General features: G+C 47.8%; 20 protein-coding genes. 9 read left to right on the forward strand and 11 right to left on the reverse strand.

Annotated features, from left to right (window positions below; all coding sequences use genetic code 11):
- Window positions 1-40 precede the first annotated feature (40 nt).
- From KNQ13_RS09485 to KNQ13_RS09495, 3 genes are read left to right on the forward strand one after another with little or no spacing between them, the layout of a single operon-like run.
- Window positions 41-1,093, forward strand: coding sequence for a bifunctional transcriptional activator/DNA repair enzyme AdaA (locus KNQ13_RS09485; RefSeq protein ID WP_026830626.1), 1,053 nt, complete (start codon window positions 41-43; stop codon window positions 1,091-1,093).
- Window positions 1,090-2,142 carry a DNA alkylation repair protein gene (locus KNQ13_RS09490; protein WP_034774150.1) on the forward strand — a complete coding sequence of 351 codons (1,053 nt, stop codon included), beginning with the start codon at window positions 1,090-1,092 and terminating at the stop codon, window positions 2,140-2,142. Before KNQ13_RS09485 ends, KNQ13_RS09490 begins: the two co-directional genes overlap by 4 nt.
- On the forward strand, window positions 2,139-2,465 hold the full coding sequence (locus KNQ13_RS09495) for a hypothetical protein (protein WP_026830627.1): 327 nt from the start codon (window positions 2,139-2,141) through the stop codon (window positions 2,463-2,465). Before KNQ13_RS09490 ends, KNQ13_RS09495 begins: the two co-directional genes overlap by 4 nt.
- Window positions 2,466-2,703: 238 nt before the next feature.
- On the opposite strand, the gene KNQ13_RS09500 is transcribed toward KNQ13_RS09495, so the two are convergent.
- Complete coding sequence (locus KNQ13_RS09500) at window positions 2,704-3,000, reverse strand: hypothetical protein (RefSeq protein ID WP_026830628.1); 297 nt, start codon at window positions 2,998-3,000, stop codon at window positions 2,704-2,706.
- Entirely contained in the window at window positions 2,997-3,581 is a 585-nt protein-coding gene (locus tag KNQ13_RS09505; protein ID WP_026830629.1) for a DEAD/DEAH box helicase family protein, read from the reverse strand. The genes KNQ13_RS09500 and KNQ13_RS09505 overlap by 4 nt, the downstream gene beginning before the upstream one ends.
- Window positions 3,582-3,717: 136 nt before the next feature.
- Here KNQ13_RS09505 and KNQ13_RS09510 point away from each other — a divergent pair, with 136 nt between their 5' ends.
- Window positions 3,718-4,242 carry an NUMOD4 domain-containing protein gene (locus tag KNQ13_RS09510; protein WP_034774153.1) on the forward strand — a complete coding sequence of 175 codons (525 nt, stop codon included), beginning with the start codon at window positions 3,718-3,720 and terminating at the stop codon, window positions 4,240-4,242.
- A 43-nt stretch (window positions 4,243-4,285) separates the two neighbouring features.
- Here the strand turns inward: KNQ13_RS09510 and KNQ13_RS09515 are convergent, their stop codons facing one another.
- Both KNQ13_RS09515 and KNQ13_RS09520 read right to left on the reverse strand, forming a co-directional pair.
- The gene (locus KNQ13_RS09515) at window positions 4,286-5,941 is read right to left on the reverse strand and encodes a methyl-accepting chemotaxis protein (RefSeq protein WP_026830630.1); all 1,656 of its coding nucleotides are present in this window, start codon (window positions 5,939-5,941) and stop codon (window positions 4,286-4,288) included.
- Window positions 5,942-6,058: 117 nt separating this feature from the next.
- Complete coding sequence (locus tag KNQ13_RS09520; RefSeq protein ID WP_071499428.1) at window positions 6,059-6,247, reverse strand: hypothetical protein; 189 nt, start codon at window positions 6,245-6,247, stop codon at window positions 6,059-6,061.
- Window positions 6,248-6,407: 160 nt separating this feature from the next.
- Between KNQ13_RS09520 and KNQ13_RS09525 the strand changes: the two genes are divergently transcribed.
- A complete protein-coding gene (locus KNQ13_RS09525) occupies window positions 6,408-7,493 on the forward strand; it encodes a GGDEF domain-containing protein (protein WP_026830632.1) in 1,086 nt (361 codons plus the stop codon).
- Between the two features lie 57 nt (window positions 7,494-7,550).
- Here KNQ13_RS09525 and KNQ13_RS09530 read toward each other — a convergent pair whose 3' ends face one another.
- From KNQ13_RS09530 to KNQ13_RS09555, 6 genes are all read right to left on the reverse strand, one after another.
- Window positions 7,551-8,522 (reverse strand): DNA/RNA non-specific endonuclease, encoded by a 972-nt coding sequence (locus tag KNQ13_RS09530; RefSeq protein WP_026830633.1) that lies wholly within the window; start codon window positions 8,520-8,522, stop codon window positions 7,551-7,553.
- Window positions 8,523-8,764: 242 nt separating this feature from the next.
- Window positions 8,765-9,175: an NUDIX hydrolase gene (locus KNQ13_RS09535; protein WP_026830634.1), complete on the reverse strand. Its 411-nt coding sequence runs from the start codon at window positions 9,173-9,175 to the stop codon at window positions 8,765-8,767.
- Window positions 9,176-9,186: 11 nt separating this feature from the next.
- Window positions 9,187-9,831 (reverse strand): Type 1 glutamine amidotransferase-like domain-containing protein, encoded by a 645-nt coding sequence (locus tag KNQ13_RS09540; protein ID WP_026830635.1) that lies wholly within the window; start codon window positions 9,829-9,831, stop codon window positions 9,187-9,189.
- 17 nt (window positions 9,832-9,848) lie between these two features.
- Window positions 9,849-10,358: a permease gene (locus KNQ13_RS09545; protein ID WP_026830636.1), complete on the reverse strand. Its 510-nt coding sequence runs from the start codon at window positions 10,356-10,358 to the stop codon at window positions 9,849-9,851.
- Complete coding sequence (locus KNQ13_RS09550) at window positions 10,355-10,837, reverse strand: hypothetical protein (RefSeq protein WP_026830637.1); 483 nt, start codon at window positions 10,835-10,837, stop codon at window positions 10,355-10,357. Before KNQ13_RS09550 ends, KNQ13_RS09545 begins: the two co-directional genes overlap by 4 nt.
- Entirely contained in the window at window positions 10,830-11,168 is a 339-nt protein-coding gene (locus KNQ13_RS09555) for a PadR family transcriptional regulator (RefSeq protein ID WP_026830638.1), read from the reverse strand. Before KNQ13_RS09555 ends, KNQ13_RS09550 begins: the two co-directional genes overlap by 8 nt.
- Before the next feature lie 199 nt (window positions 11,169-11,367).
- Between KNQ13_RS09555 and KNQ13_RS09560 the strand changes: the two genes are divergently transcribed.
- Genes KNQ13_RS09560 through KNQ13_RS09570 form a run of 3 tightly spaced genes read left to right on the forward strand, consistent with a single transcriptional unit; the run spans window position 11,368 to window position 12,406 of the window.
- Window positions 11,368-11,745 carry a hypothetical protein gene (locus KNQ13_RS09560; RefSeq protein WP_026830639.1) on the forward strand — a complete coding sequence of 126 codons (378 nt, stop codon included), beginning with the start codon at window positions 11,368-11,370 and terminating at the stop codon, window positions 11,743-11,745.
- Window positions 11,742-12,125 carry a hypothetical protein gene (locus tag KNQ13_RS09565; protein WP_026830640.1) on the forward strand — a complete coding sequence of 128 codons (384 nt, stop codon included), beginning with the start codon at window positions 11,742-11,744 and terminating at the stop codon, window positions 12,123-12,125. The genes KNQ13_RS09560 and KNQ13_RS09565 overlap by 4 nt, the downstream gene beginning before the upstream one ends.
- 14 nt (window positions 12,126-12,139) lie before the next feature.
- Entirely contained in the window at window positions 12,140-12,406 is a 267-nt protein-coding gene (locus KNQ13_RS09570; protein WP_034774156.1) for a hypothetical protein, read from the forward strand.
- A gap of 35 nt (window positions 12,407-12,441) precedes the next feature.
- On the opposite strand, the gene KNQ13_RS09575 is transcribed toward KNQ13_RS09570, so the two are convergent.
- On the reverse strand, window positions 12,442-12,828 hold the full coding sequence (locus KNQ13_RS09575) for a RidA family protein (protein WP_026830642.1): 387 nt from the start codon (window positions 12,826-12,828) through the stop codon (window positions 12,442-12,444).
- A gap of 152 nt (window positions 12,829-12,980) precedes the next feature.
- Between KNQ13_RS09575 and KNQ13_RS09580 the strand changes: the two genes are divergently transcribed.
- Window positions 12,981-14,717, forward strand: a complete 1,737-nt coding sequence (locus KNQ13_RS09580) for a hypothetical protein (protein WP_209548322.1) — start codon at window positions 12,981-12,983, stop codon at window positions 14,715-14,717.
- Window positions 14,718-14,746: the final 29 nt, after the last annotated feature.

Here is a 14,746-nt window from a genome sequence, read left to right on the forward strand (position 1 = left end):
TAAACTCGGTATACTGAAGAAAAGAAGGGGAGGGCCTGATATGAATACTTTACCGGAAACGGATTATTATGCGGCACTCGTCCGCCGTGATGCCTCCTACGAGGGGAGCTTTTTTGTCGGCGTCAAGACGACAGGAATTTTTTGCCGGCCGACGTGTCCGGCGCGGAAACCGAAGCCGGAGAACTGCGAATTTTTTGAGACGGCGAAAGAGGCGTTGCTTGCGTCGTACCGTCCGTGTTTACGCTGTAAACCACTGGCCTATCCTGGTGACAGTGACGTCATCAGCCGCTTGGTTGCCGCTGTCGAAGCAAGTCCCGAGAAACGGTTCAAAGACGCCGACTTCCGTGAATTGGGACTCGATGCCTCGACCGCCCGGCGTCAGTTCAAAAAACGGTTCGGGATGACATTCGTCGAATACGCCCGGTCCCGGCGGATGGGACTGGCGATGAAAGAAATCCGCAACGGGCAACCGGTCATCGAGGCGCAACTGGCGAGCGGTTATGAATCGAGCAGCGGTTTCCGCGATGCCTTTGCCCGCATCATGGGCGAGACACCCAAACGATGGGACGGAACATACCTTCAGGCGAAGTGGCTCGATACGCCGCTCGGACCGATGCTGGCGATTGCCGATGAACAAGGACTCCACTTACTGGAATTCGTGGACCGCCGGGGGCTGGAACGGGAAGTGGAACGGTTGCGGCTCGCAGCCCGCGCCGTCATCATTCCCGGCGAAACACCGGTTTTTGAGCAAGTGACAGTTCAACTGGAAGCGTACTTTGCCGGAAGATGTGACCGCTTTGATCTTCCGCTCGTCCTCTACGGGACGCCGTTTCAGAGACAGGTCTGGGAACAGTTGCAACAGATTCCTGCAGGTGAGACGATTTCCTATCAGGAACTCGCAGTGCGCGTCGGTAATCCGGCAGCGGTCCGTGCCGTCGCCCGGGCAAATGGCGCCAATCAACTCGCACTGATCATTCCGTGTCATCGGGTCATCCGCTTGACGGGTGATCTCGGAGGTTACGCCGGCGGCTTGGCGCGAAAAGCCGCCTTATTAAAATTGGAGCGGACGAAGAGGGGATTGAATCATGTATGAGTTTGATTAAAGATGTGTTTACACCAGACTGGTTGAACCGGTTGGGGAAAGCGGTGCAGGCACCGGACTTTAAAGACGTCGTGCAACAAGGTGACTGGGAGGAGCTGGCGTTTAAGCAGCGGGTCCGCCGAATTGCAACCGAGCTCGAGCGATATTTGCCGGCTGACTTTGAGCAAGCGGCGACACACCTCGAAACAATCGCCCCGGAGTTTCCGGGACTGCCGGGCATCGTTTTTCCGGATTATATTGAAGTTTATGCGCCGAATGATGCCTGGGACCGGGCAATGGTAGCACTGGAACGGTTGACCCGTCACTCGACGTCGGAGTTTGCCGTCCGACGGTTCCTGCTCGAAGATCAAGAGCGGTTTTTAGAAATCGCGGTCCGGTGGAGTCAGTCGAGTGACGAGCACGTCCGGCGCTTGGCATCAGAAGGAACCCGGCCGCGCCTACCGTGGGGACAACGGATTCCAGCGTTGATTGCCGATCCGCGTCCGGTTCTGCCGATTTTAGATGACTTGCTGCAGGACGAGGCGCTGTACGTCCGCAAGAGTGTCGCTAATCATCTCAACGATATCGCAAAGACCCATCCGGAACTCGTCATCGAACGGTTGGAACAGCTCGGGACCCATCCGCATACGGACTGGATTTTACGGCATGCGTCACGGATGCTCCTGAAACAAGGACATCCGGACGTCTTAAAGGCGTTTGGTCTCGTTACGCGGGGGACGGTGACGATCGACGAACTGACGGTGACACCGACGCTTGCGATTGGCGGAGAATTGACCTTTTCCTTTGAAGTGACGACAACAGAACCACAAGTTCTGCGCATCGAATATGCAATCGACTATGTCAAAAAACGGGGGACGAGTCAAAAGGTCTTTCGGATCAGTGAACGGCAGGTGACGGGACGGGAAACGTTTGCGAAACGGCAGTCGTTCCGGAATTTGACGACGCGGGTCCATTATCCGGGTACACACCAGCTAACAATCCTGATTAACGGTGAAGCGTATGCGACTGCAGCTTTTGACGTAGAGGAGGAAACAGAATGAACGGTCGGCATCCGGACTTTACGACGTCCCGTTTACACATTGAAGCAGCAGATACGACGGACGGTTGTGTCTGGACACTGCAGACACGGGATAGACAACAGATTGCAACGATTCAGTTCAGCGGTCAGCAACTCAGCTATGACGCACTTGATCCGACTGACCGAGCGGGGTACATCGAAGAAGCATTGACGGTCATCGTCGCGTATCTGGCCCGAACGTTGTTATTACCGTTCGTGATGGGACGGGACGGAGAAGCAGCGGTTTGGCTCGGGAATGGCTTTCATGCGGACGGACCGGTCTTTCGACGTGACTTGATGCATTGAAGTGGGGAAAATCATTAAACAAAGTGAGCCAAGAATCGTCTTTCCTCCGCTCGCTTTTCTCAGGCGGAACGCAAGCCGCGGTCGTCCCCCTGACGACCGGGTTTCGCCTGTTCCTGACGGAAGCACGCTTCCTTTTCCTGTAGAAGTCGAGTGGAGTCGACGATTCTTTTGAATAAACAAAAATAAAACCGTCTCTTCAGAAAACGTGCTTCTGAAGAGACGGTTTTTCGTGTCCGGATTACGGTTCTGAGATGCCGTTTGCGAGTAACAGCAAAAAGGTGATGACGGATAACGATAGTAAAAAGGCAATGTTCGCCAAGATGCTAAACCATTTGACGTAGCTGTTCTCCGATCGAAGCCCAAGCACCAGCGAAACGATATACCCGATTCCGACCAAGATGTTGAGACCGATCGGCACCCACAGGCTGAGATTCGGGAAAAACCGTCCGCTCAGTAAATAGGACGTCAACATATTAAACAGCAGCAAACCGAGCGTCAAGAAGACCGGAAAATACGTCTGCTTGGATTGATTCATCGTTCGACCAGATTCGTCGACCAGTTAAAGTGTCGGCAAATCGTCTCGGCACTTTCGCCGGCCGAACGCCCCTCGGTATCAAGGCGGAGATAGTTGGGATACGGCAGTTCCCCTGGAAGCGAATGCGTCCGGTACTGTTCGGCGGTTTCAAGCAAGTTGGCTTCCGACGCGGCGATGTCCCGTTTCGTGAACTTATGGAGTAAACGGTTCTCAGTCTGGTTCCGGGCCAGACGGGTGGACATTTCAGCTTCCAGTTCAACGATGAAGACTTCGGCACCGGCCTCTTCAAACAGTTGAACGGTCTCTTCGATGAATTCGATGCCGCCGTCTTCGACGCCAAACAAGCATAAAAACGTAAAAATGACGCCTTCGAGATCACTGACCGCCATTTCCTTGAACATTTCCCGCCGGATCAAGTCCTTCAGCTTATGATGCGCCGGTTTCGTGAAATCAAAATACGGATGCAACAAGTCGATCGTCTGATGGTTATGGAATAATTTCATGCCCGTTTTTTGTTCGAGTTCCTGACCAATCGTCATTTTGCCGACCGCTTGCGGACCGAGTAACATAACAAACTTCATCCTGACACCTCTTCCTTTTTTTGTTAATACTAGCACAGAAAAACGGAGTGTTCACATTAGAACGTTTGTTCGCAAAATGGTATAATGACAGTAGGAAGTGTTGTCGTTTTAGGACCGAATGGAGGTCATTGATTATATGGAACATTGGAAGGCAGTACAGGGCTATGCAGGCATGTATCAAGTCTCAACATCAGGGAACGTCCGGTCGCTCGACCGGACCATCGAGACGAGTCGTGGTGTCAAACAACGGCGGCAAGGTGTTGTGTTGCGCCCACGGATCAATCAAGAAGGTTACCGGAAAGTGACGTTGTACAAACAAGGACGCGGGGAACGGTTTTATGTCGCCGAGCTTGTCGCCAAAGCGTTTCTCGATTCCGAGGCCACGCACGACCGGATTATCCGGGCGGACGGTGATCGTGTAAACGATCAGATCGATAATCTGACCGTCAAACCGTCGACGACTCAAGCGTATGCATCGCTCCTCGACGAGTTCGACCTGTTATTGACGCAACACATCGAATTGTCGCCGCGGCAGATCCGGGACATTCGGCGTCGCTATCAAACCGGGCTTTCGATTCGCCGGTTGGCGTTGACCTATCAGGTGACGGAAAATCGGATTCGCAACATCATCGATAAGAAGGAAGCCCAGTATATTAGTTAAACAACAAACAGACCCTGTGCTGAGGCACGGGGTCTGTTTGTCTTTAATGGGACGGACCAACAATCGTCCGGTTGAGGGACTCGATTTGTTCCCCGATGATGTGACCATGTGACTTTAGTTCACGTTGTCGTTCGCTGTTCGCTTGAATATTGGTTTCAAGAGCCTGACTGTAGGTAGTCAATTCCAGCAAAATCGTCTGAATCAGCTGGAAATGTTCCCGGATTCGCGGTTGCAACGAATGGACCAGTGTCCGGTCCGTCTCGACCTGAACGAGTGAGGCTTCAATCAGTTGGGCATTATGCAGAACGGAAACCATCTGTCGAGTGCTTTGTTCAAGCTGTTTGTGGGTCGTCTCGATTTGTGTCGTCATCTGCAAGACATCTTGTTCGATCTGCCCGATGCTGGCCGTCAAATCGCGATTGGCTTGATTGATCTGATCGATGCTCCGTTTGATATCGAGCGCAAGCGACTCGACTTCTTTGGCGACGATGACGAAACCGCGGCCTTCTTCGCCGGCGCGGGTTGCTTCGATCAAGGCGTTGAGCGATAAGCGTCGTGTCGCTTCCGCTACTTGTTGGATGTAACGGATCGATGCGTTCATTTGCTGATTGCGTACCGTTGCGTCTTCAAGCGAGTGTGACGTCTTCGACGACAAAGTTTGCAGCAACGTCGTATCTTGTTGCAACGACTCAAGGATTTGATGACTGGACGTTGCTGCGTCATTAAAGGTGATGACCCGTTGGTGACTGGTCTGAATCGATTGATCCATCGTCGCGAGTGCATCGATCGAGGTCGTAAGGGATCGGCTCGATTCTTCGACAATCTGCTCCATCTGAGTCGACTGGTCCGTCAAAGACGTCGCCACCTGATGAACGGCAAGGACGGATGCATCAATCGAGTCGAGCTGTGCGGAAAAACCGGGTTGCGTCGCTTCGAGTCGTTCGCTCGCAATCGCGATTTCTTGCGTTAAGGTTCCGACTTGCTGCATCAGTTGATTGTATTGATGGGTCAGTTGCTGTAATTCAAAGGTCGTCGAGTGGATCTGGATCGGTTGATAGGTTCGTCTCGCATAGGCCTCCTCGATTTTTAACGAGAGGACGGACAAGGGCGCCAGTTGTTTTTTGATACGGGCGCGGATCAACAGGCTGACGAAACACAGGACGATGATTCCGAGCACACCGAGTTTCAAGGCGAGTGCTTTAGCAGGCGCGACCAATCGTGCTTGATCGACCGATAAAAACAACACATCATTGACTTCTGGAATCGACATGGCGAGAACGAATCGATCGTTACTCGTAAACGTCATCACGCGTGTTTTCTTCAATTGTTGCGTGACGTCTTTTTTCTGTTTCGTCGTCAACGCTAACGGCTGGATGGCTACGTTTTTTGTCGCTAACGACTGGATGGCCGCATCATAGTCGTCGCGTGCCATATCTGCGAGTTGCTGATTCTTCAAACGTTTGATGGCGCGTGTCCGCTCCTGTTCGTCTTCCGGATAGGCTAAGTAGATCGAACGGATATTGGCATCAAGCATCGTCATCTCCCGTTCGAGCCGTTCACTGACGGACTTCGTCGAGGTCCGGTATAACTCTTCGACGCTTAGTGCGCTGATCACTAAGAGTCCCGCCGCGACGATCGGGATCAACCAGTTATTCAATTGCTGGGCGAGCAGTCTTTTTTTCTCTGTAGGTTGCTTCATCAGTCTCATCTCCTCCATTCTTCCTATCGGAAAGTGAAGGGGTAGATTGTATGAAGAAACCGTAGTGTTCTTGTAAAGGTTTGCTACACAAAAAAAGACATCCGAGGATGTCTGGTGTCAGCTTGCATGTGGTAAGTACGACGAGACGAAACTTGTTGTCATCATCTGTAACACCTGCCGGGTTTCTTCTTTTGGCTCGGACGTGACATAGATGATCAAAGCGGCAACGACGATGACAAAAACTACAATGGCGAGAATGATAAAGAACGGCATCTTACTCTTACGTTTTTCTTCTTTCATGTCCATTATAATAATCCCCCTTATCCAAAATAGGCAAAGCCTGTATGGAATGTTTCCCTCATCAAAAAAATGGAAACCTCTGGCATGGTCAAAACAGGAAGTAAACGATCCGATAAAGAACTATACAGAGTAGGGAGTTTGTCAGACGAAGGGATGTCCGTATATCATGTTGAGTCAGTTTAATCAGTTTCTGTTGAATTTTTCATTGTTGATTACATCACTCTTGTTTGCCTTTTTACCGCTCCGGCACATCAAACGGATTTCACCGACGTCTCCGATTCGGATTCGGCTGATTGTTGGGGTGATTGCCGGTTTGATCAGTATATTACTTGTCCTGAACAGCGTCACCTATGACGGGGCAAAAGTTGATTTACGACTCGTCGCCCTCGTGACCGCCTTTTATTACGGAGGGTGGGTCAGTGGTGGTATCACGATGGTCGCAATCATTGGGGCACGTTTCATCATCACACCACCGGGCGCCTATGAAGGGTTGATTTTAACGGCTCTGATTTGTAGTGCTTTACTCGTCACGGCGAGCGTTTACCGTCGCTTTGCGTCCCATACGCTCAAAGACTATTTGATTTTGATTGTGATTGGGATCGGTTATAGCCTACCGGCACTCTATTTATTAACAGAAACATTCACTCGGTTTCTCGAAATTTCACTCGTCTATATCATCTTCATTCTCCTTGGAGGCTATGTCACGTATCGTTTCCTACAGGAGCTACGGAAACATTTCCAGTTCGTTCAGATGCAACAGGAGCTTGCCTTGACGGACGGTCTGACGAATCTTGCGAACCGGCGTAAACTCGACGAGACCCTTGCGTCTTATGACAAAGATGGTTTTGCCTTTTCCGTCTTGATCGTCGACATCGACTTTTTTAAGTCGGTCAATGATACATATGGCCATGACGGGGGTGACGTCGTCTTACGTCAATTGAGTCATCTGCTCGAACACTGTTGTCCGGATCAGGCGATGGTCGGTCGTTACGGTGGGGAAGAGTTTGTCTTGTTATTGCCGGATATTACGCTCAAAGAAGCCGTCCGGCTCGGTGAAACGATTCGCTCGGCGTGTGCGGATCAACATTTCGTCTTTAGCACGTATCCGGCATTCCATGTCACGTTATCAATCGGGGCGGCCTCGTCGGATCAAGGCGAGACATCGTTTGAAGTCGTCCAAAAGGCAGATCAGTCCCTTTATCAAGCGAAACAGACGGGACGGAACAAGGTCGTCGGCTACAGCGAAGAATAACCCAACACAAACAGGCGGGCTCCGAGGAGTCCGCCTGTTTCATGTTGCACGTAAAAATTATTCGCCGACCATCCCGTCCTGGTCATTGTCCCGCATGTGAGAGTACAGCCAATGATCATCCGTAATCGGCATGCGGAAACCGGCATCTTTCGCTTCTTGGATCGTGACTTGTCCGTTGCCGTCGGTATCGACAGTTGAGACATCACCCGTGTCCGGAGCAGGTGCCGTTTCAACAGCAGCTTCTGCTGTCTTATCCTCGTTTTCTGTCAACCCGAGTGCGGCATTGACTTCATCCGGATTCACATTGTCGAAATCATCGACGATGACATTGCCCTTTAACGTATACGTGTACTGATAATGAGACGGAATTTGCGTCTTGGTATCGGGGTAGGTGATGATCGCCTCAAAATCCGTCACGTCACCGGCTTGGCGGATGCTGTTCTCCATATAGGCTTGATCGCCGTAGCGGTTGAGTGTGCTGTCTTGCGGCGTGATGTTGTAGGCGTTCGAGACACCACCGAGTGAATCGGCAATGATGTGTCCCTCGTCTAATTGAGCATCTTCGACACCTGGGACTTTTGCTTCGTCCGAATAGTAACGGCCGGATGACGTCATCTCCTCTGAATCATGTTGTAAGGTGATTTCTTTGGCGACGACTTTGACGAGTTGGGCGTGTTCGTTCGTAAACGCCCAGTACTTGCGGTCGCCGAAACCGATATCAACGACGACGTTTGGCTCCCGGTTTCCCGACAGATCACCGCCGTCGACATTGATCTGTTTGTAACCGGAGAACAAGGCTTTATTCGAAGCGGGGACTGTTGGTTCTGCGGATTTTGTGTCAGCCTTCTTTGAGGGAGCGGAGTCTTCCGGCTCCGTTTCTTTTTGAACAGGTTCAGCCTTTTCGGGTGCTTCCTTCTGGACAGTCTGTTGCTCGACTTTCGGCTCTTGCGAAGCCGGTTCTTCCGTCGCGCATCCGGTTAACAGAAGAGCGGCCAGTGGCAAAGTGAAATATGTAAGTGTGTGTTTCATGGTTCGACTCCTTTTCCGTGACGTACTCGTTCATTCTAGGAATCTTTACGTTCGAATACAAGGTGATTTTAAATAATTAACCAAATTAAATATATGATGGGAGCCATTTCAACAAAAATAACGACTTTTTAAAATACAGCGGTAAAAGAAATGGAGTGTACACCAAAAAAAACACGCCACTAAAAGTGACGTGTCCGAATAGATGTCGTCCGGTGTTGGATTCATATAAGGCAGACATGTCTTTAAGATGAAACCAGTTGCGGGAAAATCTGATGCCGTTCAAAATCAGCGAGGATATTCGGTGCAATCTGTTGGCGGAATGTCGATTCATCTGCCCACAGATAATCGTCGTGCTCGTCGGATAGTTCGACAGCACCGCTTGTTGCCGTGCAGAAATAGACGAGCAGGATGACTTGCCTGTCAGGATGCGTCATCAGACTCGAAGCATACGCAATGCGGTCGACGGTGACCGTCAATCCGGTCTCTTCGCAGATTTCCCGGATCAGACTGTCTTCCGGCAACTCACCGAAATCGATTTTTCCGCCCGGGCATTCCCACGTTCCGCCCCCGGAGTCGGCAGCAGCACGCTGAACGATTAAGATTCGGTTGTCGTATTGCACGATGCCTTTGACGGCTGTTACGATCGTTGTCATATGATTTCCTCCTATTGGTTGAGAAGGACAGCTTCTCGTCCTTCCTGTTGCATCAGCCGACCATTCTTCAGATAAATGCCGCTTCGTTCCGGTAAACCGTAGCCGGATGTACTGCTTGTTGAAAGGAACGCTTGCCGTAAGTTCGTTTCTTCCTGCCACGTATCGTAATGGACGGAAATTACAGCGTCCGCTAACAGTCCGAGACCCTTCAGAACTAAGGCTTGACCGTTCCGTTGGTCAATCGCGGGAATCCTACACTCGTCCGGCATCAATAAGGCACCGGCTGAAAATCCGGCGACGGGAACACCGTGCTGAAACCGTTCTTGAATGATGGTGCCGATCGGTGTGCCGACGATGAACTGTTGATACCGTTCCGTTTCCCCGCCCGAGATGATGATCCCGGAACTTCCGGCTAACTGTTCGAGTTGTTCAGGTGTCGGACGCGCAGACAACGGAAAGTGGAAGAAATCTGTCGCACCATTTGCCGTTAATACATCCGTATAGGTCGGGGCATAAGCGTCCCAGTTTGAGCCGGGACGCGGTACATACAGTAAGGCAACCGGTCCCGATTGGTCGAGACAAGAGACGAATTGTTGGAAAAGCATTGGAGTGAACGGCGGACCGCCGCCAAAGAGAAACAGTTGTTGATCTCTCATGAAAAAACCTCCTCTGTTTAAAATGATTTCATCTGCAAAGCGGTCTGATACCGTTCAAAAAGTTGGGCCGTCATGAAAAAGAACAGCAGACCGAATCCGATGTGAAGCGCGGTATAGACAAGACCAAACGAAGAGATTTCATACAGCAGGACCGGCAACTTGACCGTCGTAAACGCTCCGAGGAAAAAGACGACATACCGGACGCTGGCCCCTTTTTCAAGCAGAAGGACAGCGACGGGAAAAGCGACATAGAGCGGACCGGCTGCGATGGCAGCCAGTAATAAGACATACAAATACCCTTGAGCCCCTGCATCTGGTCCCATGTATTTTAGCAAGGTGTCTTTTTTGATCCATTGATCAAGTAGACCGACCAGTACCAAAATCGGTGGCAACAGAAGCAGCATATCGAGCAGACTGTTAAAACTGAGCCGGGCGGCATGCTGACCGCGTACCGGATCAACGAGCAGAAGTCCGAGCAGGAGGACGGACATCGTGAGGAAGAAGCCGTATGTTTTGATGTGTTTCATCCAAGCACCTCCATGACAAGTAACGAAAAGAACAGACACATTAAAAGGGCGGACAGGTTGCGCACGTAAGCAAACCGTTTGCCAAACAGGCGGCTCTCTAACGGGATCGTCATGATTCCGACGGCCATCAGTGAAGCCATTAAAGCCGAGACTTGTGCCAGTCCGGCACCGTTCTCAAGCAAGGTCGCTCCGAGCGGGAAGACGACAAAGCTCGGAATCAGAGCAATCGCCCCGATGACGAGTGACAGTGCGATACCAAGAAATCCGGCATCCTGTCCGAGTAAGACTGAAATTTGGGAAGGCGACAGAATCGATAACGACAAACCGACGAACAACAGAATGGCCAGAAGATCCGGCAACAGGTTCGTAAAGATTTTCCAGGCTTTCGCAAACGCCGCCTGTGTCTTTTGTTTGTCTTTGTAGAAGGAAAAACTGGATAGAAGAAGCACCAGTCCATACAGCACGATGCTGTTACCCATCGGATTTCACCTGTTTTGCATAATGCGTCTGGAAATACAGCAGATTTTGCAGTTTTTGTTCGATGTCCTCATGAAAGCGGTCGAGCTGTGCCCGACCGGACGATGTTATCTGATACATTTTCACCATCTTGTTTTGAGGAGACGTCGTGACGATGGAGGTGACAAAACCTTCTTCTTCAAGCTTTTTGAGTGTCCGGTAGAGAATCGCACTATCAATCGGATTAAACGGCAATTCCTGCTCGCAGCGTTGGAGCAGATCCCCGCCATAGGTGGGACCTTTCGCAAGGAATAAGAGTAAAAAAGCGCCTGTATGGCGACCGGTATGTTTCAACGTAAATCCCTCCTGATCCATCATGATTTATGACTGTTATTAACACTTAACTGTTATTAACAGTATAGAATCAGAAAGATGAAAAAGCAACTGCCGATTGGAAATAAGTGCATCATCAGAACCTAATCATTTTTTGAGATAGGTAGAAAACGGAAAATGAATTATACTGGAAATAACAGGAGTGAACGAGGAAGGGCAGATGAAAATGAGCGACACTCCAATCCATCAATTCCGCTACCGGGAATCCGGTATGGGAGAAGAACAAGTATTTACGTGGACGGCGGCGACCGAGGAATTACGACTGGAAGAGGGGGCAGGAGAAGAAACGATCGTTCTCTTGTCCCGACGGCAACAGCAGGAGCTGACACGACGTTTAGAGAAAGCCGGTGTCATCGACTGGCAAGCGCAATACACGACGGAATGGCTGATTCTCGACGGGACATATTGGGAAATCAGCTGGACCGGATTAGAGAGAAAAGGAGCGTCTCAGGGCAGTAACGCCTATCCGGATGGCTGGGAATTGCTTCGGGATTGGCTGTACCGTCAGTTCGAAAGGGACGTGGGGGAGTTTGGATGAAGAAGTGGTGGATCGGGTTAGCTGTCTTAGCAGGCTATTGTATTCCATTCGTCTACCTGGCGTTACTCGAAGACTTCAAGACAGGGACATTACTTGGTTATGTGCTGTTACTCGCCGGATTCACGGTTCTCGCTTTCACCGGTCAACGATGGGTTCATCTGCTGTTTGTGATGACCGGTAATGTTCTGTCTTACTTCGTCTCCATTTATTTTGCAGGTCAAACAGATGCCTATGGCTTTGACGGCTATTTCAAACCGTTGACGGCGGAACAACTGATTTTGTTCGTCAGTCTCTTGATGCTGATTCCACAATTGATTGCGATAGTGGTGGCGATGTCACTGGAAGCGAAACAGCGGACGAAGGAACACATGACGGAATGAAGGGAGGTAGCCGAATGAATGAAAGCAGTAAAGCACTTTTAGAAGCCATCATCGACATCTTAGGGACAGGACGACAACTGGATTTGACGGAGCTTTACCAGCGTGTACGAGAGCGGAGTGATTTGGATCTTTCACGTTTTTCGACGGAAGCGGGATTAGAAGCACGAATTCGAAAATTGATTTATCTCCATGCGAGTGAGTGTGAACTATATGAAGGGACGCAGGATTTATTCTACAGTGAGACCGGCAAAGGGACAGGACATTGGGGATTACGCAGATAAAAAACACGCCACCAAACGTGACGTGTTCCAAGTCATTAGACTAACCCTAAAATCTCAACCTCGACCAAAGCACCTTTCGGCAACTCTTTGACGGCGATACAGGATCGGGCCGGGAAATGGTTGTGCGGAGCAAAGTAGTCCGAGTAGATGTCATTAAATGCAGCAAAATGATCCATGCTCGTTAAGTAACACGTCGTTTTGACGACACGGTCCGGTGTCAGACCGGTTTCTTTTAAGATGGCATCAACATTTTTCATAACCTGCTCCGTCTGCTCCGTAATGCCACCAGCGACCATTTCACCCGTCGCGGGATTGATCGGAATTTGACCCGATGCGTATAACGTACCGTTAGCGATAAAGCCTTGTGAATAAGGACCAATCGCAGCAGGTGCGTTGGTTGTTTCGATTTTGAGAAAATTCATAAAAAGACCCTCCATATAAATTTTATTAATATAAATCAATATTACTATAATTACAAAAAAATAATCTCACAATATGAATAAAAACCCATAAATGATATAATTTATAAGGTAGGTTATTACAATTGACATCAATAGTTTAAGGAGACTTTATAATGCAAAACCAAATCAATCCTTTTGTTTCTTTTATGCATCAATATGATCTTACAACAGCAGACTATTCAAAGATATTTGATGAACATACAAAAAAAATTGAGTACAGTATCGATACTAATATTAACAAAAAAATTATCGAAGAACTTTCAAAACAGCCACGCTCTATTATCATAACAGGAAACGCAGGAGATGGAAAAACTAGGATTTGCAGGAACGTATACGATCAATTAGTAGAAGATGAATTTCAAGGATGGCCTGAATCTGGTATTAAAGAAATTGTATATAACAACTACAGAATTCGAATAATAAAAGATTTATCAGAATTGAGAAATGAAGTAATTGTTGAGGAATTAAAAAAATTACAAGATACACTCGAAAATAATTTTTCCAATGTATATTTCCTTATTGCGGCTAACGAAGGGAAATTAACGCATACTCTTGTAAAATATCCTGAATTAAATAAATTAAAAAGTATCGTTATTCCTCAATTTATATCAAACAATAAGGAATTAGAAGCTACGAAAGAAATAAAAGTTTATAACTTGTTGTACGCCTCATCGTCGATTTATGCTGAAAAAATAGTAGAAGGATGGAATGAAGAACAGAACTGGAGTATTTGTAGTGACTGTTCTAGTAGAAATAAATGCATCATAAATAGCAATCATTTAGCTTTGAGTGATAAAACAACGAAAAATCGAATGATGCGCATGTATAAATCTTTGGATATGAATGGTAAGCATATGACAATGCGAGAGCTACTCATTCACTTAGCCTACACACAAACAGGTGGAATGTCTTGTAAAGATATACATGAAGCTTCTAATAGTGAATCAATTCAAGCACTAGCAAAAAAATCGTACTATGAGAATTTTTTCGGTAATAATCTAAGACCAGAAGTTTTTGAGGAAATTGGTGGTATTCAAGAATTTAAATCGTTAGATCCTGGATATATTTCAGACTCTTTAATTGATGACTTTTTACTTAATGGTGACTTAAGTAGTAATGAACAAATAAAAGACACACATCACACTTTGTTTGGTAAGGATATTGATGTTGAGAACGGCGCTTATTACGAAGATGTAAAGATGTATCGTTCAAATATACATGGTGATAATGTGAACGGTATTGAACTAATGAATAAGTGGTTTCCAAGGTTAAGAAGAAAATATTACTTTGAATCTCAAGACAATAAAAAGGTTGAAAAACTAATCCCCTATCGGCATCGATATGATTTCATAAGCATTCTTCATAGAGGAAGAATTGAACATATTATAAAGATTAAGCTTGTCGATGGATTAAATACATTCTTCGCAAAAAGAATGGTATATTCTCCCTCTCATCAGCTGTATGTATCTTCGGATAGTTTATTAGTTCATCAAATTATTGGACTAGATCAAGTTGAATTTCATATTCAAGGTAAAAATGAAACAATAGATCAAACAGGTACAACGTTAACTTTGAAAGTACAAGGCATAGAATTAGCTATTAATTTAGTAACGTTTGAGTATTTAATGCGCTTGAGTAACGGAGGCATGTTAAACGTTCTAAGAGAACACGTAGAGATATTACTTAATAGTTTTCGAAATAGATTGATTTCGCTAAAAAAACAGGACGAGAATATTTTACAAATTTTAAAGTTCGATCGTATTCAAGGAGCATTCGTATTAGAGACAATTGAAATTTGTGATGGTAGGGACTCTGTTGTAGATATTGAACCTGAAGATGATGATTTTTAAATCTAAGCAAAAGTAATTGAAAGGGTGTT

This window comes from Exiguobacterium sp. s128 (assembly GCF_018618815.1).
Taxonomy (GTDB): Bacteria; Bacillota; Bacilli; order Exiguobacteriales; family Exiguobacteriaceae; genus Exiguobacterium_A; species Exiguobacterium_A antarcticum.